The organism is Aeromonas lacus (assembly GCF_000764665.1).
GTDB lineage: Bacteria > Pseudomonadota > Gammaproteobacteria > Enterobacterales > Aeromonadaceae > Aeromonas > Aeromonas lacus.
In genome coordinates this window covers 79828-98988 of record NZ_JRGM01000154.1, presented here as the reverse complement: position 1 = coordinate 98988, position 19161 = coordinate 79828, and the positions used below count along the sequence as shown (strand labels likewise).

General features: G+C 61.6%; 14 protein-coding genes. 7 read left to right on the top strand and 7 right to left on the bottom strand.

The genetic code is table 11. The features are described 5' to 3' along the window. Position 1: 1 nt before the first annotated feature. Positions 2-1024 carry an MBL fold metallo-hydrolase gene (locus LG31_RS0118065; protein WP_033115805.1) on the bottom strand — a complete coding sequence of 341 codons (1023 nt, stop codon included), beginning with the start codon at positions 1022-1024 and terminating at the stop codon, positions 2-4. 156 nt (positions 1025-1180) lie between these two features. On the opposite strand from LG31_RS0118065, the gene LG31_RS0118060 reads away from it, so the two are divergent. Next, positions 1181-2080 (top strand): LysR family transcriptional regulator, encoded by a 900-nt coding sequence (locus LG31_RS0118060; RefSeq protein ID WP_033115804.1) that lies wholly within the window; start codon positions 1181-1183, stop codon positions 2078-2080. 101 nt (positions 2081-2181) lie between these two features. After that, on the top strand, positions 2182-3459 hold the full coding sequence (gene yjeH / locus LG31_RS0118055; RefSeq protein WP_033115803.1) for an L-methionine/branched-chain amino acid transporter: 1278 nt from the start codon (positions 2182-2184) through the stop codon (positions 3457-3459). Between the two features lie 41 nt (positions 3460-3500). Here yjeH and LG31_RS0118050 read toward each other — a convergent pair whose 3' ends face one another. Further along, the gene (locus tag LG31_RS0118050; RefSeq protein WP_033115802.1) at positions 3501-4037 is read right to left on the bottom strand and encodes a GNAT family N-acetyltransferase; all 537 of its coding nucleotides are present in this window, start codon (positions 4035-4037) and stop codon (positions 3501-3503) included. 68 nt (positions 4038-4105) lie between these two features. Then, the gene (locus tag LG31_RS0118045; protein WP_033115801.1) at positions 4106-5839 is read right to left on the bottom strand and encodes an ABC-F family ATP-binding cassette domain-containing protein; all 1734 of its coding nucleotides are present in this window, start codon (positions 5837-5839) and stop codon (positions 4106-4108) included. Positions 5840-6469: 630 nt separating this feature from the next. Between LG31_RS0118045 and cadC the strand changes: the two genes are divergently transcribed. From cadC to pdxY, 4 genes are all read left to right on the top strand, one after another. Then, positions 6470-8002 carry a lysine decarboxylation/transport transcriptional activator CadC gene (cadC, locus tag LG31_RS0118035; RefSeq protein ID WP_033115799.1) on the top strand — a complete coding sequence of 511 codons (1533 nt, stop codon included), beginning with the start codon at positions 6470-6472 and terminating at the stop codon, positions 8000-8002. Between the two features lie 796 nt (positions 8003-8798). Beyond that, the gene (gene cadB, locus LG31_RS0118025; RefSeq protein WP_033115797.1) at positions 8799-10133 is read left to right on the top strand and encodes a cadaverine/lysine antiporter; all 1335 of its coding nucleotides are present in this window, start codon (positions 8799-8801) and stop codon (positions 10131-10133) included. 77 nt (positions 10134-10210) lie between these two features. Beyond that, a complete protein-coding gene (locus LG31_RS0118020) occupies positions 10211-12343 on the top strand; it encodes a lysine decarboxylase CadA (protein ID WP_033115796.1) in 2133 nt (710 codons plus the stop codon). 71 nt (positions 12344-12414) lie between these two features. Further along, complete coding sequence (gene pdxY / locus LG31_RS0118015) at positions 12415-13278, top strand: pyridoxal kinase PdxY (protein WP_033115795.1); 864 nt, start codon at positions 12415-12417, stop codon at positions 13276-13278. 81 nt (positions 13279-13359) lie between these two features. Here pdxY and LG31_RS0118010 read toward each other — a convergent pair whose 3' ends face one another. From LG31_RS0118010 to LG31_RS0118005, 3 genes are all read right to left on the bottom strand, one after another. Next, entirely contained in the window at positions 13360-13791 is a 432-nt protein-coding gene (locus tag LG31_RS0118010) for a PliI family lysozyme inhibitor of I-type lysozyme (protein ID WP_108572444.1), read from the bottom strand. Between the two features lie 61 nt (positions 13792-13852). Then, positions 13853-14524 carry a hypothetical protein gene (locus LG31_RS21055; protein ID WP_152598433.1) on the bottom strand — a complete coding sequence of 224 codons (672 nt, stop codon included), beginning with the start codon at positions 14522-14524 and terminating at the stop codon, positions 13853-13855. 49 nt (positions 14525-14573) lie between these two features. After that, positions 14574-16607: a M13 family metallopeptidase gene (locus LG31_RS0118005; protein WP_033115793.1), complete on the bottom strand. Its 2034-nt coding sequence runs from the start codon at positions 16605-16607 to the stop codon at positions 14574-14576. A gap of 221 nt (positions 16608-16828) precedes the next feature. Between LG31_RS0118005 and tilS the strand changes: the two genes are divergently transcribed. Continuing rightward, positions 16829-18187 carry a tRNA lysidine(34) synthetase TilS gene (gene tilS / locus LG31_RS0118000; RefSeq protein ID WP_033115792.1) on the top strand — a complete coding sequence of 453 codons (1359 nt, stop codon included), beginning with the start codon at positions 16829-16831 and terminating at the stop codon, positions 18185-18187. Between the two features lie 55 nt (positions 18188-18242). Here tilS and LG31_RS0117995 read toward each other — a convergent pair whose 3' ends face one another. Then, positions 18243-19145, bottom strand: coding sequence for a GGDEF domain-containing protein (locus tag LG31_RS0117995; RefSeq protein WP_033115791.1), 903 nt, complete (start codon positions 19143-19145; stop codon positions 18243-18245). Positions 19146-19161: the final 16 nt, after the last annotated feature.

Sequence of the window (19161 nt, the reverse complement as noted above, 5' to 3'; positions counted from 1 at the left end):
CCTATTTGTTGTCGATATTCTCCGCCTGCCAGAGGGCGTAGCCCTTGCCGGAGGGCGTAGTGGGCAGGTCAATCTGCATCAGGTCATTGCCGATGACGAAGGGGCCTGTGTAGCGGGCACGCAGATCCTGCGCCAGATCTTTCACCCTGATCTTGCCGTTGAGCCCGATGTGGCTGAACACGGTCAGGGCCGGTCTGGCTTCGTTGAGAACGCGGGCGGCCTGCTCGGGGGAGGCGAGGTGACCGGCGATCGCCTTGTAACCCGGGTTGGCCTTCATCTGCTCGGCCGAGGTCATGGAGACGCAGTGCACCAGCAGATCCGCTCCCTTGGCCTCTTTCACCACCTGCGGGCTGTAGCGGGTATCGCCGGAGAGCACCACGCTGTGGCCGTGGTAGTCGATGCGATAGCCAAACGACGGCTTGATGTTGACCCCGTGGTCGTTGTCAAAGGCGGTCACCTTGACCCCATCCCGGTCGTAGACCACCCCGGCAGTCACCTCGTGGCTGTTGATCTTCACCCCGTCGAGCGGCGTCCCCTCATCCTTGACCCGGGTAGCGATATCGGTGGCGTAGGCCTGCTGCAGGCCGTGAGCCAGGGCATCGGTGCCCTTGGGCCCGTAAAGCTCCATCGGTGCATGGCGCTGGCCATAGGCCGGTTGCAGCCAGCCGGTCAGCCAGAGATCCGCCAGCCCGTTGGTGTGATCCGAGTGGAAGTGGGTGAGGAAGAAGGCGTTGACCCGGCCGATGGGGATATGCAGCTGCCACAGGCGGGTAGCGGAGTTGCGGCCAAAGTCGAACACCAGCTTCTGGTTGCCCGCCTCGACCAGAGTGCTGTAGCCGCCGCGACTGATCTGGGGCACCGGGGTGCCGGTGCCGAGCAGGCTGACCCGGAAGATATCGGGCCGGGCTTGAGTTGCCGTGGCCGGGGCCTGATCGTGGTTGCTGATAAAGCTGCTTTCGGCCGCCTGGCTGACACCGGTGGCCAGCAGACCGACCAGCAGGGCGGCCAGATAGGTGCTTTTCATGGGGATATGTCCTGTTTGGTGGCGTTGCTGGCCACTATATTGGTAACCAAAAGTGCGATAAATTGGCTAAAAATCATTTCTTACTAAACTTTTGGTTGTGAATCCGAGCCCTTGTCGCGGGCCAAATGGCCTTGAAACGGGCAAAAAGGAGGGGTTGTGGACCGATTGACCAGCATGCGTATCTTCACCCGGGTGGTGGATCTCGGCTCCTACAGCGCGGTGGCGAGCGAAGAGGGGATCAGCGCCCAGATGGTGGGCAAGCATGTGCTGGGGCTGGAGCAGTGGCTGGGGGGCAAGCTGTTTCACAAGACCACCCGCCAGCAGACCCTGACCGAGCTGGGCCAGCTCTTTCTCGCTCGCTGCCAGCGGGTGCTGGAGGAGCTGGCGCTGACCGAGTCGCTCACCCAGAACCTGCTGGCCGAGCCGGCCGGACGGCTGCGCATCGCCGCCCCCCTCAGCTTTGGCCACCACCGGCTGGTGCCGCTGTTGCCCGCATTTCTCGACCGCTATCCCAAGCTGGAGGTGGATCTGCAGCTTACCCCGCGCTGGGTCGATCTGGTGGAGGAGGGGTTCGATGCCGCCATCCGCACCCTGCGCCCGCAGGATGAGGCGCTTATTGCCCGTCCGCTGCTGACCCAGCACTACCGCCTCTGCGCATCCCCCGACTACCTCAATCGCCACGGCGTGCCCCGACATCCGGCCGATCTCGCCCGCCATCAATGCCTGCACGGCAACTGGGGGGAGCACGAGCGCTGGCAGTTTGTCGGCGAGGATGGCCAGAGCGAGGAGGTGCGGGTCGCCTCGCGCCTGCGCATCAACCACTGGCCGGCTCTGCTGACGGCAGCACTGGCTGGGGCCGGCATCACCTTGCAGCCGGCCGGACAGGTGCGTGAGCATATCGCTGCGGGACGTCTGCTGCCGCTGCTTGGCCATTATCAGAGTCCGGCCAAGACCCTCTACTTTATCTACCCGGCGGCGCGGCGGCAGGTACTCAAGATCACCCTGTTGGGGGATTTTCTGGCCGAATTCCTGCAAGCTGAGCCCGAGCCTGAATAAAAGGCTGCATATTCTCGCCACCGCGCTTAACCATCGTGCTTAACAAAAGGGCGGGGCAGGCCTAACATGGCGGGATGTTTTTTTAGTCAGGACAAAAGGATATGTCTGGGTTGAAAAAGGATCTCGGGCTCTGGCAGGGGATGGGGCTGCTCGCCACCTCGCTGCTCGGCACCGGGATCTTCGTGGTGCCGGCGACCGCTGCCTCGCTGGCGGGCGGGGCCTCGCTCTGGGCCTGGCTGCTGCTGATTGCGCTGGTGCTGCCCATCGCCTTTACCTTCGCCCGCCTCGGCCGTCGCTATCCTCATGCGGGTGGTGCGCCACACCTGATTGGCCTCGCTTTTGGCAACGGCGCCGAGCGCTTCTCTGCTTTCCTCTTTCTGGCGGTGCTGCCGGTGGGCCTGCCCGCCGCCCTGATGATTGCCGCCGGTTTCTGGCATGCCCTGTTCGACATGGGGGAGTGGACCCTCTGGGCCATCCAGCTGCTCACCCTGCTCGGGGTCTTTCTGCTGGGGCTGCGCGGGGCGCGCTCCTCCGGCAACCTGCAACTGCTGATTGCGCTGGCCATTCTGGGGCTCACCCTGCTTATCTGGTTTAAAGGGGAGGTGAGCTGGCGTGACGCGGCCCGGCCGCTGCCGACGACGGACGAGTGGCCTGCCATGGCCACCGCGCTGGCGGTGATGTTCTGGTGTTTCGTCGGGCTGGAAGCCTTCGCCCACATGGGGGAGGAGTTCAAACGGCCGGAGCGGGATTACCCCATCGCCCTGCTCGGCGGGGTGCTGCTGGCGGGGCTTATCTACTGGATCCACTCACTGGTGGTGCTCAAGTACGGCCTCTACGGCGATGAGGCGAAAAACGCCACCGCCATCCCCTCCCTGCTGGCGCTGCTGTTCGGCCCCACCGCCAAGTGGCTGGTGGCGGTGCTCGGTTACCTCTCCTGTTTTGCCAGCATCAACATCTACATTCAGGGCTTTGCCCGGCTGATCTGGAGCATGGCGCGGGAAGGCAAGCTGCCCGCTTCGCTGGCCCAGCTCACCGCGCGCGGCGCACCGCTGCGGGCACTCACTCTGGTGCTCGCCATCTGCCTGCTCTGCATCACCCTCATCATCTGGCTGCGACTGCCGCTGGATGAGCTGATCCGCTACGCCAACGGCAACTTCGTGCTGGTCTACCTGCTCTGTATGGCGGCGGGCTGGCGCCTGCTCGGCGGGGTGGGCAAGGGGCTGGCGGGGGTGAGCGTGCTGCTCTGCGCTCTGGTGCTGGTGGCGCTCGCCACTCAGGTGCTCTATGCGGTGGTGCTGAGTTTTTGCTACGGCGGCTTCTCGCTGTGGCGGCGCAGACGCCGCTTGTTGACCTCTGACGATATTTGCGCCATCAAGTAGCCCCCGAAAAAAGCCCCGCATGCGGGGCTTTTTGTTGCCTGTCAGTGGCTTGCGGGCAGGTCGCTGCGCAAGATGGCGTAGTGGCGCAGGGAGATGAAGCCATCCCCCTTGCGCTCACACTCCCGCGCCGTGCCCTCATAGTGAAAACCGGCCCGCTTGAGCAGACGGGCGGAGGGGAGGTTGGGCTCCTCCACCACTGCCAGCAGCCGGTGCAGCTCGGTAGTGCGGTAAATGAGCGGCAGCCACAGTTGCAGCGCCGCGCTCATCACCCCCTTGCCCCAATGCTCGGGATAGAGCCAGTAGCCCAGCTCGGCCCGCCGGTGAGCCGGGTCGGCATCGTTGTAGCCGATAGCCCCCAGCGGCTCGCCCGAGCGCCGGTCGCGAATGAGGTGCCAGGCACCGCGGCCGCTGCGGGTCAGCTCGGCATACCAGTCCATCTGGGCCTGGCACGCCGTCAGGCTGTCGTAGCTGACGCCATAGTAGGTGACGACCCGCGGATCCGACAGACCGCGGAAGATGTGGGGCAGGTCGGCATCGGTGACGGGATCCAGTCTGATGTCGGGTTGTGTTGATGTCATGATGATTCCTTGCGGCCAACCCGGGTTGGCCGCGTGAGTTGAGTATTAATGGATGGATGATGCTGGCATCAGGCAAAGCCGAGCCGCTCGGCAAGGTGCGCCAGCTCGCTCTGCCACTGCTGCTGCAGGCGCGGGGTCTGGTGTCTGGGCTTGCGGGCCAGATCGGCGGCGAGCAGGGCATCGAGTTCATACCAGCGTGCCAGCAGCACCTCTTCGTCATCCGCCGGGCTGGCCAGTGCCTGCGCCGTTGCGGGGAGGGCCCGGCTTGTCTTGTCTGTTGCCAGCAAGGGGGCATCACCGAGCAGTTCGGCATAGGCGCGCTCGGCGCTGTGGGCCTCCCGGATCTGCCCGTCCCTGATCAGCCAGAAGCGGTTACAGCTGCGCTCGATCAGCTCCCGGTCGTGGGAGACCAGCAGCACGCCCCCCGTGAAGGCGGCAATGGCGTCGGTCAGCTCCTCCTTGCCCGCCAGATCCAGGTGGTTGGTCGGCTCGTCGAGCCAGAGCATGTGGTGGCTACCGAGCGACAGGGCGAGAAACAGCAGCCGTGCCCGCTCGCCTCCGCTCAAGGTATGCACCTGCTGGCCGTGGCGGGCATAAGGAAAGCCCGCCCGGATCAGCGCCTGACGCCGCGTGGTCTCCGGCAGAGGGGCCTGCGGGTAGAGGGCATCGCTCAGGGTGGCGTCGTCAGCCAGCTGCTGCAGCGACTGATCGTAATAGGCGATGCTGGCGCCGGGGTGGCAGTACCAGCCTGCCTGCGGGCTCTGCGCGGCCAGTTCGCGCCAGCACTGGCGCAGCAGGGAGGACTTGCCGGTGCCGTTGGCACCGAGCAGGGCGACCCTGTCTCCCGCCCGCAGCCAGAGCCCTTCGGCGCGCAGCAGCGGCGGCAATGCTGGCGCCGGCGCCACGTCGAGGTCCTCCAGTCGCAGCAGCGTGTCGGCAGGCAGGCTCACTCCGCGCAGCTCGAGCCGCCAAGGGGCCAGCGCCGCGACCTGGCTCTGCTCCTCCTGCAGGCGGGCGATGCGCTTTTCCATGGACTTGGCCTGGCGCACCAGCTTCTCGTTGTCATGCTCCCGCCCCCAGATGGCGAGACGTTTGCTGCTGGCGCTCAGGCGGTCGATCTCTTTTTGCTCGTCAGCCCGGCGCAGGCGGGCCTGCTCATCCTCGGCGGCCAGCATCGCCCGCGCCTGGCTGCAGGGCAGGGCGAAGCGGTGCAGCTGGCCATCGCGCAGGATCAGGGTCTGCTCGGTGACCCGGTCCAGCAGGCGACCGTCGTGGGAGACCAGCACGAAGGCGCCGCGCCAGCCCAGCAGAAACTGTTCGAGCCAGAGCAGGGCGGGCAGATCCAGATGGTTGCTGGGCTCATCAAGCAACAGCAGATTGGGTTGGCGCAGCAGGGCGCGGCCTATCTGCAGCCGGCTGTGCTGGCCGCCGCTCAGGGCACTGACCGGCAGCGCGGCCTGGGCCTCCAGCTGCAGCTCGGCCAGCAGCTTATCCACCTGCCATTCGGCGGCGGGGTCATTGGCCAGCGCGTCAAACAGCACGGCGCGGGTGTTGAGGGTTGAAAGCCTGGCGGGCAGTTGCTGGGCCACGAACTCGCAGCGGCAGGCGGCGGCCTGCACGATCCGACCGGCCTGAGGCGTGCGCTCGCCCGCCAGCAGCGTCAGCAATGTGCTCTTGCCGCAGCCGTTGGCACCGACAAGGCCGAGCCTATCGCCTGCACGAATGCCGAGTTCGAGATGGTCAAATAACGGAAGGTGCCCCGCACTCATCTGCAGGGAATGGGTACTCATCAGGGTTGTCATGCTCTTGCTCTCTTAAATCGCGGGATCGAAAATCCCTGTCATCAGGAGCGCTGGCGACAACTGCAGAGTCGAGAAAGGTCTCGGTATGGAAGGGAGTCGGCTTTGCTCGAACCCGCTATCGCAGCGCGATGGTATGCAGGCAAGAGCAGGCAAATGTGCCGAACAGGCGGGCCGAAATGATCGGGCACGCTTGGATAACCATGTTTTACCTCCTTGTGTTTCGTTATGGCACGGTGCGGCGATTATAAGAAGAGAGCCGGATCCAGTTCAACAATTCATCATCGTTGTGAGAGGGACCATGGAGAGGTTGCCCATATGGGCCCGCTATTCTCTTATCCCTGGCCCCAAACCCCCTGTTGGATCAACTCATCGGTGATTTGTCGGCAAAAAAAGTGGGATCCGGCTCTCGTTTTGCTTAAAGTGACTCTTTTCCGGCTCAGCCCGGAATGCCCGCAAGGATGCCCTTCAGACGTCAACAGGATGGCCTGGCCAGACTGGCTCACAGAGATGTTACTGCTTCGGTTCTCTTCTTCTCTGTCGCCCTTGCGTGACAGCGCTTCGTTCCGTTCAGTCAGCCCAGGTCCTGCGTCACTCTCATCGAGCATTGTCTCCATCTGCTGCGAGTGAATCATGAGCGAATCGGTTTTTGAGATCCATGACTGGACCCTGAGCGTTGACGACAACACGCTCTGCCGTCCCGACCGCGAGGTCTACCTCGAACCCCGGCTGGTCAACCTGTTGCGGTTTCTGGCCCGCAATGCCGGCACCGTGTTTGGTCGCGATGCCCTGATCAACGAGGTGTGGGACGGCGCCGAGGTGACCGATCAGGTAGTGACCCAGTCCATCTTCGAACTGCGCAAGATCCTCAAAGATGGTCGCACCGATGCGACCGACTATATCGTCACCGTGCCCAAGCGTGGCTACAAACTGGTGGCGCCGGTACGGCCGCAACAGGAGCTGGTCGCTGCCGAGGAGCATGTGGTCTCCTCTGCCAATTCCCAGCTCAATCCGACCCTCTCCGACCTCAGTCCACCCGCTGAGGATGAGCCGCTCTCCAATGTGGCCCCTTTTCCCGCCGGGCCCCTGACCCGTGCCATCTCCAACCATGCCAAGGATGCCCGCAGCCGCTGGAAGATGGTGAGTTTCGATATCTTCGTGGCAGTCATTCTGGTTGCCATCGTCAGCCTGCTCAGTTACCAGCACACGGCGCCACAAGTGCACTCCATGCTGGATCCCAACCTGCTGGTGTTCCGTTTCCACTCCGGCATGGATGACAACAACGAGAACGTCCGCCTTGCCGATGGCATCACTCGCGCCCTGATGGCCGAGGTAGCGGCGACGACGCCACTGCGGGTGCAGTATGGCGCCACCACCCTGATGGGGGGCATCATGCCCGGCAAGGAGCTGAGCGTGCGGGTCTCGCGCCAGCCGCGCGGCACCTACCTCGATCTGGAGTACCGCAATATCAACACCAACCGGGTGCTGTTTAGCCACCAGTACCAGCTCAGCCGCCACAACGTGCACGGAGTGCTGCAGGAGAGCAGTCAGGATCTGCTGCGCGCCCTTGATCAGCCGGATGCCGAGTCGGGCATGGGGTGGCCGACCGATGATGCCTCCCTGATGGCGATGATGGAGGCTCACTACTACACCAACAGCCGGGATCCGGTCGCCCTCAAGCGCGGTATCGAGCTGCTGGAGGAGGCGCTGGCGCTCCAGCCAGATCAGCCGTTGCTGCTGGCGGAGCGCTATCTGGCCGGTGAGGTGCTGGCTACCCTGGCTGGCAAGTCCGAGAGCGAACGGCTGCAGGAGGTGGGAACCCATCTCGCCCGCGTAGTGCAAAATGGTGGCGCCATGCCATCCCGGGTGTGGGAGGCGCTGGCGCTGCAGGCGGTGCTCAACAGCGAGCAGCAGCAGGCGAACTATCTGCTGGAGCTGGCGGCAAAACGCGGCCGCTCGGTGCTCTATTACATACTGCAGGGCAAGCTGGCGGAGCTGGACGGCCGCCCGGAAGAGGCGGGGGACGCCTACAGTCAGGCGTTCCTGATGGAGGCGACCGAGCAGACCTATCTGCTCTGCCAGCAGCTCGGTTTCTACAGCAATATGGAGACCCTCACCCCGGCTCTGTTCGATGCGCTGGGTCAGAGCAAGGTGAAGCTCTTCTAATCCTGCGCCCTTTGTTGCGGCCGACATGACATCCTGCCCTTCGCTCAGGCCACCTTCGGGTGGCCTGAGCCGTTTCTGGCCGCCTTTTATCAGGCTTGAGGCCCCTGAAAAGAGGTTATCTGCAAGTCATATCGTGGTGAGCTACCCCGGGTGATCTTCCGGCGAGCTGTGCCGGGAACACCGTTGGTTCTTGTCGCTTCTCTGCATCATCCATTTCCCGCATGACCGCATGACCGCATGACCGTACCTTCAGCTATGTCCAGCCGGGGCGAGCTTCTTCCGATTACGTCATTTAGCGCATGTGGCCATGGCGCCGCACGGGCTGCCAACAGTGCATTGAGCAGGCTGATGCCCCTTCGTCTGAGGAGTGGCGGCCATGCAAGGAGAGGGTAAATTGCATGCCGGATGGCGCTTATGGCGATGGGATTGGTCGGGTCGATGAGATGGATAGGACGGGAGAGATGGGGGCGGCTCTGTGCGAGCCCCTTTATCCCGGGGTTATCGCGGGAAAAATATCAAGACGGCGAGATAAAGGGGTTATCAAGGCGAAAAAAACGGGACTCTGGATATCAAGGTTTTATCAAGATGGTGGCGCTGGTTGCTGTCAATTGGCTGTTTTTAAATGATTTTTAGCAAAAGCGACAGGGCAGCGAAAAAAGTTGCCTCATATTTTTATCCGTTAGCTGCTCCTTATGTTTTTCGGGGACGAGAGGCCTAGTCTGTGCCCATTCGTTGGCCGGACGTTGTGCCAACTGTGTATGTGACGACCCGACCTTTTTAAAGACCCGGAGATCTTATGTCCCTAGATACGAGCAAGAAGATCGGCCTTATCGCCTGTACAGGTGTAGTGGCCGGCAACATGATGGGGAGCGGTATCGCACTGCTGCCTTCGGCACTGGCCAACATAGGTTCCATTTCTGTATTCAGCTGGGCTATCTGTCTGGTAGGCGCCATGGGCCTCGCCTTCGTTTTCGCCCGCCTCGCAACCAAGAACCCGCAAGAGGGTGGCCCCATTGCCTACGCCGGTGAGATCTCTCCGGTATTCGGTTTCCAGACCGGTGTGCTCTACTACCACGCCAACTGGATCGGTAACCTGGCCATTGCCATTACCGGCGTCTCCTACCTCTCCGTCTTCTTCCCCATTCTCAACAGCCCGATCCCGGCCGCTGCAGCCACCATCGCCGCCGTCTGGGTCTTCACCTTCGTCAACCTGCTTGGCGGTAGCTGGGTGAGCCGACTCTGTACTCTGGGTCTGGTGCTGATCCTGCTGCCGGTTGTCGGTACTGCGCTGGTGGGTTGGGGTCATTTTGATTCCGCGATTTACAGCCAGAACTGGAATACCACCAGCGGCAGTGACCTGCACGCGGTCATCAGCGCCGTGCTGATCTGCCTCTGGTCCTTCGTTGGTGTTGAATCTGCTGCCGTCTCTTCCGGCATGGTGAAGAACCCCAAGCGCACCGTACCGCTCGCCACCATGCTGGGTACCGGTATCGCGGGTGTTATCTACATCCTCTCTACCCAGGTGATCAGCGGCATGTTCCCGGCCGGTGAAGTGGCTGCTTCCGGCGCCCCGTTTGCCATGGCCTCTTCCGCCATTTTCGGTAGCTGGTCTGCACCTTTCGTTTCTGCCTTCACCGCCCTGGCCTGCTTCACCTCGCTCGGTTCCTGGATGATGCTGGTAGGCGAGGCGGGCAAGCGTGCCGCCAACGACGGCAACTTCCCGAAAATCTACGGCGAAGTGGACAAGAACGGCGTGGCCAAGAAGGGTCTGATCCTGGGCTCCCTCAAGATGACTGCCCTGATGATTGGCCTGACCGCCTTCACCTCCCAGTCCGCTCACGCTGCCGACCTCTTCAATGTGCTGACCACAGATGCGGTGCTGCTGACCATGCTGCCCTACTTCTACTCCAGCATTAACCTGATCCGTTTTGAAGGCATGACCTCCCGCAGCATCGGCGCCATGATCTTCTCCGGTGTGGCCTGCGTCTTCTGTCTGGTAGCCCTGATGGGTGCCAAGGGTTCCAACCTCACAGCTACCTTCGTGGTGTCGCTCATCATCCTGATGTTCTACGCCAAAAAACTGGGTCTGCGTCAGCACGATGCCCTGCTGAACGAACAACCCAGCAACTGAGTTCCCCTTTTATCTTCCGAGCGCTCTTCACTCACCATCCCTGATGGAGAGCGCCCCTTTACGTGTGGAGCATTACGATGAATATCATTGCCATCCTCAACCACCTCGGCGTTTTCTTTAAAGAAGAACCCATTCGCCAGCTGCAAGCCTCCCTCGAGCGCAAGGGTTTCGAGGTTGTTTATCCGGTCGACGTTGCCGACCTGCTGAAGCTGATTGAGAAGAACCCCCGCGTTTGCGGTGCCATCTTCGACTGGGACAAATACTCGCTGGGTCTGTGCAAGGAGATCCACGATCGCAACGAGAAGCTGCCGATCTTCGCCTTCGCCAACGACCAGTCCACCCTGGATATTCACCTGACCGACCTGCGTCTGAACGTGCACTTCTTCGAGTACCGTCTCGGCATGGCTGACGACATCGCCCTCAAGATGGGTCAGGCCACTCAGGAGTATCAGGACGCCATCCTGCCGCCGTTCACCAAGGCACTGTTCAAGTACGTGGAAGAGGGTAAATACACCTTCTGTACTCCGGGTCACATGGGCGGTACCGCCTTCCAGATGAGCCCGGCCGGCAGCATCTTCTATGACTTCTACGGCCCGAACGCGTTCAAGGCTGACGTCTCCATCTCCATGCCGGAGCTGGGCTCCCTGCTGGATCACTCAGGTCCGCACAAGGAAGCCGAAGAGTACATCGCCCGTACCTTCAACGCCGATCGCTCCTACATCGTTACCAACGGCACCTCCACTGCCAACAAAATCGTCGGCATGTACTCCGCGCCGGCCGGCAGCACCGTGCTGGTTGACCGTAACTGCCACAAGTCGCTCACTCACCTGATGATGATGAACGACGTGACTCCGATCTATTTCCGTCCGACCCGCAACGCCTACGGCATTCTGGGTGGTATCCCGCAGAGCGAATTCAGCCGCGAGACCATCGCTGCCAAGGTTGCCGCGACACCGGGTGCCCAGGCTCCCCGTTACGCCGTCGTCACCAACTCCACCTATGATGGCCTGCTCTACAACACCGGCTTCATCAAGGAGAGTCTGGATACCCCTTATATCCACTTCGACAGTGCCTGGGTGCCTTACACCAACTTCAGCCCGATCTATGAAGGCAAGTGCGGCATGAGCGGTGAAGCGATGCCGGGCAAGGTGTTCTACGAAACCCAGTCCACCCACAAGCTGCTGGCGGCCTTCTCCCAGGCCTCGATGATCCACATCAAGGGTGACGTGGAGGAGGAGACCTTCAACGAAGCCTTCATGATGCACACCTCCACCTCGCCGCAGTACGGCATCGTGGCATCGACCGAGATCTCCGCTGCCATGATGCGTGGCAACACCGGCAAGCGTCTGATCAAGGACTCCATCGATCGCGCCATCTCCTTCCGCAAAGAGATCAAGCGTCTGCGTGATCAGAGCGAAGGCTGGTTCTTCGACGTATGGCAGCCGGACAACATCGACACCGTCGAGTGCTGGAAGCTGGATCCGAAAGATGACTGGCACGGCTTCAAGGACATCGATGACAACCACATGTACCTGGATCCGATCAAGGTCACTCTGCTGACTCCGGGTATGGGTCGTGACGGCCAGCTGCTGGAGAAGGGTATTCCTGCCTCTCTGGTCTCCAAGTTCCTGGACGAGCGCGGCATCGTGGTCGAGAAGACCGGCCCTTACAACATGCTGTTCCTCTTCTCCATCGGTATCGATCAGTCCAAGGCGATGCAGCTGCTGCGCGCCCTGACCGAGTTCAAGCGCGGCTACGACCTGAACCTGACCATCAAGAGCATCCTGCCGAGCCTCTATCGTGAAGACCCGAGCTTCTATGAAGGGATGCGCATTCAGGAGCTGGCGCAGCGCATTCACGAGCTGACCAGCAAGTACCGTCTGCCGGAGCTGATGTTCAAGGCGTTCGACGTACTGCCGGAGATGAAGATGACTCCGCACGCCGCATGGCAGCAAGAGCTGGCCGGCAACGTGGTGGAAGTGCCGCTGCGTGACATGGTTGACCGCATCAGCGCCAACATGATCCTGCCGTACCCGCCGGGAGTACCGCTGGTTCTGCCGGGCGAGATGGTGACCAAGGATTCTCTGCCGGTGCTCGAGTTCCTCGAGATGCTGTGCGAGATCGGTGCCCACTACCCGGGCTTCGAGACCGACATCCACGGCCTCTATCGTCAGGTCGATGGCAGCTACACCGTCAAGGTGCTGCGTTAATCACAGTGACAACAACGGGCCGCAAGGCCCGTTTTTCCCTCCGGAATTTCTCTTTTCTTGCGTGAGTCATCATGAAGCGAGTGCTCTCCATTCAATCCCATGTGGTCTTTGGCTGTGCCGGCAACAGTGCCGCCGTCTTTCCCATGCGTCGCCTCGGCATTGAGGTGTGGCCGATGAACACGGTGCAGTTCTCCAACCACACCCAGTACAGTGAGGGGTGGCAGGGGATGGTGATGCCGGCGGGCCATATCGCCCAGCTGGTGGACGGCTTGGCGGAGATCGGCGTGCTGGCCCAGTGCGATGCGCTGCTCAGTGGCTATCTCGGTTCGGCCGAACAGGGGGAGGAGATCCTGGCGGCGGTGGCCCGGCTCAAGGCATGCAATCCCGGTGCCCTCTACTTCTGCGATCCCGTGATGGGTCACCCGGACAAGGGGTGCATAGTGGCGCCCGGCGTCACCGACTTTTTCCGGGAGCGGGCCTTACCCCGCGCAGATCTGCTGGCCCCCAACCTGCTGGAGCTGGAGCAGCTGACCGGTCGCGACATCGGCAATGTCTCGCAGGCGCTGGCGGCGTGCCAGCAGCTGCGCGAGCAGGGGGTCAAGATGGTGCTGGTGAAACATCTGGGCAAGGCAGGCTTTGCCATGGACCGCTTCGAGATGCTGCTGGTGTGCGAGGAGGGGGCGTTTCACCTCTCGCGTCCGCTCTACCCTTTTGCCCGCCACCCCATCGGAGTCGGGGATCTGCTGAGCGCCACCATGCTGGCCAATCTGCTGGCCGGTTTCACTCCGGTGGTGGCGTTCGAGCGTACCAATGCCAGTGTCGATGCGGTGCTGGCTCGCACCTGGCTGACGGGGGCCTATGAGCTGCAACTGGTGGCGGCCCAGCACGAGATGGCGCTGCCGCTGGTGCGTACCCGGGCCACTCGCCTTGAGTAGATGCGTCGCCGATTCTGGATACAAAAAAGCCCTGCTGGTCAGGGCTTTTTCTATTTCTGAAGCATGGGGGGCTGTCGCGCCTTAATCCTTGGGATCCTTGAGCGCCTCGATCACATCCTCCTTGGGCCCGAGTCCCTCGACATGGTTGAAGGTGTCGAGCCCCTCCTGCGCACTGATGGTAAAGGCGTCGGCGCTCAGGTAGCTGCCGCTGCCAGCGCTCTCCATGATGACCACCAGCTCGGGCTGCTTGTCACCGTTGAGATCCAGCAATTTCAGCTCCTTGATGGAGCCATCGCGCGGCAGCACCTTGCCATCGATGAACTGATCCAGCGGGAACTGGGGATTGGCGCCGGAGTAGAGGCGCACATCGTAGCTGCCGATGGAGGCGGGTTCACCGCGTCCTTCGGCCACCGTGATCACCTGACCGGAGGGGAGTGTCAGCTGTTTGCTAAATCCCTCTTCGGCTTGAACTGATGTACCAATAACCAAAAGAAATAATAATGCTCGGTTCATGGCAGCTCCTGTCATGTGTTGGCTATTTGGACGAAAGGTATTCATTTGTTTCTTGAGTTCACTACTTTGGAAACAACTGTTCTTCTGGAAAATCATTTTCACTTTCCCAATATATGGGTTCGCTTCTACTTGAAATAGTAAATATGCCTTTGTCGAGAGTTAGTCTGCTAAATGTGGTTTTGGTCGACTCGCCATCCCACTCACCTTGTTTAGGGATATCTGGGAAAGAACTTACTACCAAAAAACCGGAGGGAACTTCGCGCCAATTAGCCCTTAGTGCTGATAAAAGTGTCCATGTTTTGTTTATATCAGATCCTTTTAGCGGTAAAAAATGGATGCCTTTGGGTGATGCAGTAAAAGGTCGTGATTCCACACCATTAAATCCTCCGGCTCCCATAGAGCGATCTTCATCCAGAAGAAATACTGGTTTTGCTTGATCTACCAACTTGGTAGGACTGATTTTTGCTAAACGAAATACCTTCAATCGAGCAAGTTGTTCATTGTTTGTGCCAAAAATGCGTATTTCTGCGTTGACCAGAGGTGGTTCCCAAGGGCCTTCTGCTTCAGAATAAAAACCCGCATTTGTATCCGATACAACGCGAGAATCCTGATACAGACAAATACGAAGATCCTGTGAGGGATAGCACTCTCGCTGTTTTATGGTACTGGCCCAAGCTTCAGTAGCACTCGCATATAGGGAAAGAAGTCCCAGAGCCAGAAGCGTCTTGTTCATATTTTTCTCTTTTGTATCAGGGCCCATGATTGGGCCCTGCTTTTTATCATTACCAGATCTTCACCCGTTTCTGGGGCGGCAGATAGAGCTTGTCTCCCGGCTGGATGTTGAATGCCTCGTAGAAGGCGGGAATATTCGGCACCACGCCGTTGACCCGGTACTCGGGCGGCGAGTGGGGGTCGGAGCGCAGCAGCATCTGCATCAGCTCGGGACGATATATCCCTTTCCACACCTGCGCCCAGCCGAGGAAGAAGCGCTGCTCGCCGGTGAAGCCGTCCAGCACCGGCGCCTCCTTGCCATCCAGCGACAGCTCGTAGGCCTTGTGGGCGATGGTGAGGCCGCCCAGATCGCCGATGTTCTCCCCCAGGGTGAACTGACCGTTGACGAACTGGCCGTTGATGGGCTCGAAGCGGTTGTACTGGGCGACCAGCCGGCTGGTACGGAAGCGGAACTCCTTGAGATCCTGCGGCGTCCACCAGTCGCGCATCATGCCGTCGCCGTCGGATTTGGCCCCCTGATCATCAAAACCGTGGCCCATCTCGTGGCCGATCACCCCGCCGATGGCGCCGTAGTTGACTGCGTCATCTGCAGTCATGTCGAAGAAGGGGGGCTGCAAAATGGCCGCCGGGAAGACGATCTCGTTGTTGCTCGGGTTGTAGTAGGCGTTCACCGTCTGCGGCGACATATGCCACTCGTCCCGATCGACCGGCTTGCCGAGGCGAGCCAGATTGTCGGCATACTCGAAGGCCTGCGAGCGCTGCAGGTTGCCCACCAGATCGTCCGGTTTGATGGCGATGGCGCTGTAATCCTTCCACTTGTCGGGGTAGCCGATCTTGGGTCGGAACTTGGCCAGCTTCTCGAGCGCCTGGGTCTTGGTCTCCGGCGACATCCAGTCCAGCTCTTCAATGCTCTGGCGATAGGCGGTGCGCAGGTTCTCCACCAGCTGCTCCATCCGCTCCTTGGCTGCGGGCGGGAAGTAACGGGCCACATAGAGCTGGCCGACCGCTTCGCCCAGATGATCGTTCAACACCCCCAGCCCACGCTCCCAGCTGGCCCGCTGCTTGGGCGTGCCGCTCAGGGTGGTGCCGTAGAAGGCGAAGTTGGCCCGATCGGTCTCGCTGTCGAGATAGGGGGCGTAGTCGGTCAGCAGCTGCCACTTGAGGTAGGCCTGCCAGTCGGCGATGGGGGTCTGGGCCATCACCTGATCCAGCGCGCTCAGATAGGTTGGCTGACCGATGATGAGCTCCGGCTGGGCTGCGATGCCCGCGGCGTTCAGATAAGCCTGCCAGTCGAGATGGGGGGCGAGCCGCGCCAGTTCGCTGGCGGGGCGCTTGTTGTAGTTCTTCTCCCGATCCCGCAGGGCCACGTTGTCCCACTGGATGGTGGCGAGCCGGGTTTCGAGGGCCAGAATTCGCTTGGCCTTGCCGCTCGGATCAGATTCACCGAGGCGACTCAGCATGGCGGCGATATGTTGCTGGTACTTCTGGCGCAGCGCCTGACTGTCTGGATCCTGCTTGAGGTAGTAGTCGCGATCCGGCAGCCCCAGCCCACCCTGATAGAGGTAGACCGCATAGCGATCCGGCGCCTTGGCATCGGCATCGATCCAGATACCGAACGGTGCGCCGCCACCCATGCGACCACTTTGGGCAAAGGCGCGGGCCAGCGTTGCTTGATCACTGATCCGGTCGATATCGGCCAGCGCCGGTGCCAGCGGGGTGAGCCCCTTGGCGTCGCGGCCTGCCTGATCCAGATAACTGGCGTAGAGATCACGGATCTGCTGGGTCGGCGTGCCGGTAGCGGCTTGTTGATGGGCCAGCCCCTCGACCAGCACCCGCACGTCGGCGAGGGATTTGTCCCGCAGCATGTAGAAGGCGCCATCGGCGGGGCGATCGTCGGGGATCTTGGCGGTGGCGAGCCACTTGCCATTGACGTAGCGGAAGAAGTCATCGCCGGGTTTGACCCGGGTGTCCATATTGGCCAGCGCCAGTCCGGAGTGTTTCGGTGCGCTCTCGGGCGCCTGGCTGCAACCAGCCAACAGGGCCAGCCCGATAAGGCCGGCCAGAATGCTTTTCTTGTTGTTCATGGGATCTGATTCCACATCGGGTTGTTTGCTTCCCTGCCTGCGCCTCTTCTGAACGGGTGACTTTCGGGTCTGCACAGGCGAGCCCTACTCTAGGGTGGGTTGCCGTGCCGGCGCAAGCGGCGTCGTCAGGACGAGTGATCCCGAACGAGCCCCTAGTCGCCACAGTGCAGCTTGCCAGCCGCGACTCTGCTAAGATCGGCCGGTCCGTTTTGGGGAAGCCTATGATTTCTCATCTTTATTCTCGCTTTTGTCAGACTCTGCCAGAACCGGAAGGTTCCACTCGCCTGCTGGTGGCCTTCAGCGGTGGCCTCGACTCCACCCTGCTGCTGGCGCTGGCGGCGCAGTTTGCCCGTGAGCACGGCTTGCCGCTTCGGGCGCTGCACGTGCACCATGGTCTCAGCCCCCATGCCGACGAGTGGGTGGCTCACTGCGAGTCGGTCTGCCTGCAGCTGGCGGTGCCGCTCATTGTCGAGCGGGTCACCCTTGCCCGCGGCAATGGCGAGAGTCTGGAGGCGCAGGCACGCACCGCCCGCTACCAGCGGCTGATGGCGCACATGACGGAGGGGGAGTGGCTGCTCACTGCCCACCATCAGGACGATCAGCTGGAGACTCTGCTGCTGGCCCTCAAGCGCGGCGCCGGTCTGCGCGGTCTGGCCGGCATCTTGCCAAGCCAGCCCTTTGCTGGCGGTCTCCTGCTGCGGCCGCTGCTCGATATCAGCCGGGCCGAACTGGCCGAGGTTGCCGTCACCCTGCCTTATGGTTGGGTCGAGGATGAGAGCAATCAGGACGTGAGCTATGACCGCAATTTTCTGCGCCAGACGCTTATCCCCCAACTCAAGGCGCGCTGGCCTGCCATTGCCCGCACAGCCGTCCGCAGCATGGCACTGTGCGCCGAGCAGGAGGCGCTGCTGGACGAACTGGCCGAGAGCGACTGGCAGCTGGCCGGCGAAGGGGAGGCGCTCCATATCGGCCTGCTGCACGCCCTCTCGTCGACCCGGCGCAACAACCTGCTGCGCTACTGGATCCGCCGTCAGGGGGGGGAGATGCCATCGCGCGAGCAGCTTGCCCGGCTGTGGCAGGAGGTAGCGCTGGCGCGGCCCGATGCCAATCCGCAGCTCAACTGGGGCGGCCTGAGTTGCCGCCGTTTTCAGGAGCGCCTCTATCTGGTCGCCCCGGATCTGCAACCTTGTCATCAGGTGTTGCCGTTGACGCCGGGCGAGCCGCTTACCCTGCCGGATGGCTTGGGTGAACTGGTGGTACGTATGGAGAAAGCGGGAGATGGGTTGCTGCGTTTGCCCAGACCGGAGGAGCCTCTGTCGGTGCGCTTTGGCGTGGTGCCGGGGGCCATGCTGAATCCGGTGGGACGCGGTGGCAGCCGCCGCTTGAAGAAGCTGCTGCAAGAGTACGGCGTTCCTTCGTGGCAGCGGGGGCGGATCCCTATCCTCTACTATGGCGAGCAGGTTGCGGCTGTGGTCGGACTCTTTGTCTGCGACGGATTTATGGCAGAGCAGGAGGGGCTTTCATGCCAATGGTTGTCAACGCAAGGGCGGGAGCTGTTGCCTGAGCAGGAAGCGGAGTGAAAAAAAGGGCTCCGGTCACATGGCTGCATGTGCCGGAGCAAAGAAGAGTACCCGGTTATTCGGCGAGGCCGGCTTTGCCGGCTTTTTTGCGGGCGTAGAGGTGGCTGTCTGCCGCCTCGTAAAGAGCTTGTACACTGACGCCTGATTGCCAGCTGGCGGCCCCCAGACTGCAACCGACCGAGAAGGTGCTGAGTTCCTTGTTGGTCATCAGCATGTGCTGCAGGCGCAGCCAGACCGGGCGCCACGCCTCGGGTTCGGCCGGTTGCAACAGCAGGGCGAACTCATCCCCCCCGAGCCGGAAGGCCTGATCCGTACTGCGGATGCACCCCTTGAGCAGCTGGGCGAAGCGGCTCAGAACCAGATCCCCGACCGGGTGGCCCCAGGTGTCGTTGATCTGCTTGAAGCGGTCGAGATCCAGCAGCACCAGCACCAGACCATGGGGCTCGCGGCTGTGCTGCTCGATGGCGCGGCCGATGGCTTCGTCAAAATAGGAGCGGTTGCCAAGGCCGGTCAGGTGATCGAGGCGCACCTGCTGATCCAGTTTTTCCAGCCGCATGTAGAGGGGCAGCAACAGGCTGAGCAGCTGATGGTACTGCAGCAGTACCCGTTGCTGGCTGCCGCTGAGCGGGTGTTCCAGCTCGTAGTGGAGCTGGCCGAGCAGTTGCTCATGCTGACCGCGCAGCTCGAACAGGTAGCTGTGCAGGTTGAGGGTGGCCATCGGCGGGTGCTGGATCAGCACATGGGGGTGGCTACCGTCCATATAGAGACTGTGGATCCTGACAATTTTTGCCGCTCGATCGGCAAAAGTTGTCAGCAGGCCGCCGAGCTCGTGCTGCCCCAGCAACTGCTCCAGCAACTGATTGCGTTCTACGCTGGGCAAGGGCGTGAGCCGCTCCATCTGGCGAACCCACTGCTCGATGCCATGGCTAAAGCCATTGAGTGACGATCTGTTTTCCATGGTATTCCACCTGTAA

Coding starts and splice junctions, on each gene's coding strand:
- LG31_RS0118045 (WP_033115801.1), bottom strand. CDS start 5,839: ATGACAACCCTGATGAGTACCCATTCCCTGCAGATGAGTGCGGGGCAC.
- cadC (WP_033115799.1), top strand. CDS start 6,470: ATGAGCGAATCGGTTTTTGAGATCCATGACTGGACCCTGAGCGTTGAC.
- LG31_RS0118050 (WP_033115802.1), bottom strand. CDS start 4,037: ATGACATCAACACAACCCGACATCAGACTGGATCCCGTCACCGATGCC.
- cadB (WP_033115797.1), top strand. CDS start 8,799: ATGTCCCTAGATACGAGCAAGAAGATCGGCCTTATCGCCTGTACAGGT.
- yjeH (WP_033115803.1), top strand. CDS start 2,182: ATGTCTGGGTTGAAAAAGGATCTCGGGCTCTGGCAGGGGATGGGGCTG.
- LG31_RS0118065 (WP_033115805.1), bottom strand. CDS start 1,024: ATGAAAAGCACCTATCTGGCCGCCCTGCTGGTCGGTCTGCTGGCCACC.
- pdxY (WP_033115795.1), top strand. CDS start 12,415: ATGAAGCGAGTGCTCTCCATTCAATCCCATGTGGTCTTTGGCTGTGCC.
- tilS (WP_033115792.1), top strand. CDS start 16,829: ATGATTTCTCATCTTTATTCTCGCTTTTGTCAGACTCTGCCAGAACCG.
- LG31_RS21055 (WP_152598433.1), bottom strand. CDS start 14,524: ATGAACAAGACGCTTCTGGCTCTGGGACTTCTTTCCCTATATGCGAGT.
- LG31_RS0118020 (WP_033115796.1), top strand. CDS start 10,211: ATGAATATCATTGCCATCCTCAACCACCTCGGCGTTTTCTTTAAAGAA.
- LG31_RS0118010 (WP_108572444.1), bottom strand. CDS start 13,791: ATGAACCGAGCATTATTATTTCTTTTGGTTATTGGTACATCAGTTCAA.
- LG31_RS0118005 (WP_033115793.1), bottom strand. CDS start 16,607: ATGAACAACAAGAAAAGCATTCTGGCCGGCCTTATCGGGCTGGCCCTG.
- LG31_RS0117995 (WP_033115791.1), bottom strand. CDS start 19,145: ATGGAAAACAGATCGTCACTCAATGGCTTTAGCCATGGCATCGAGCAG.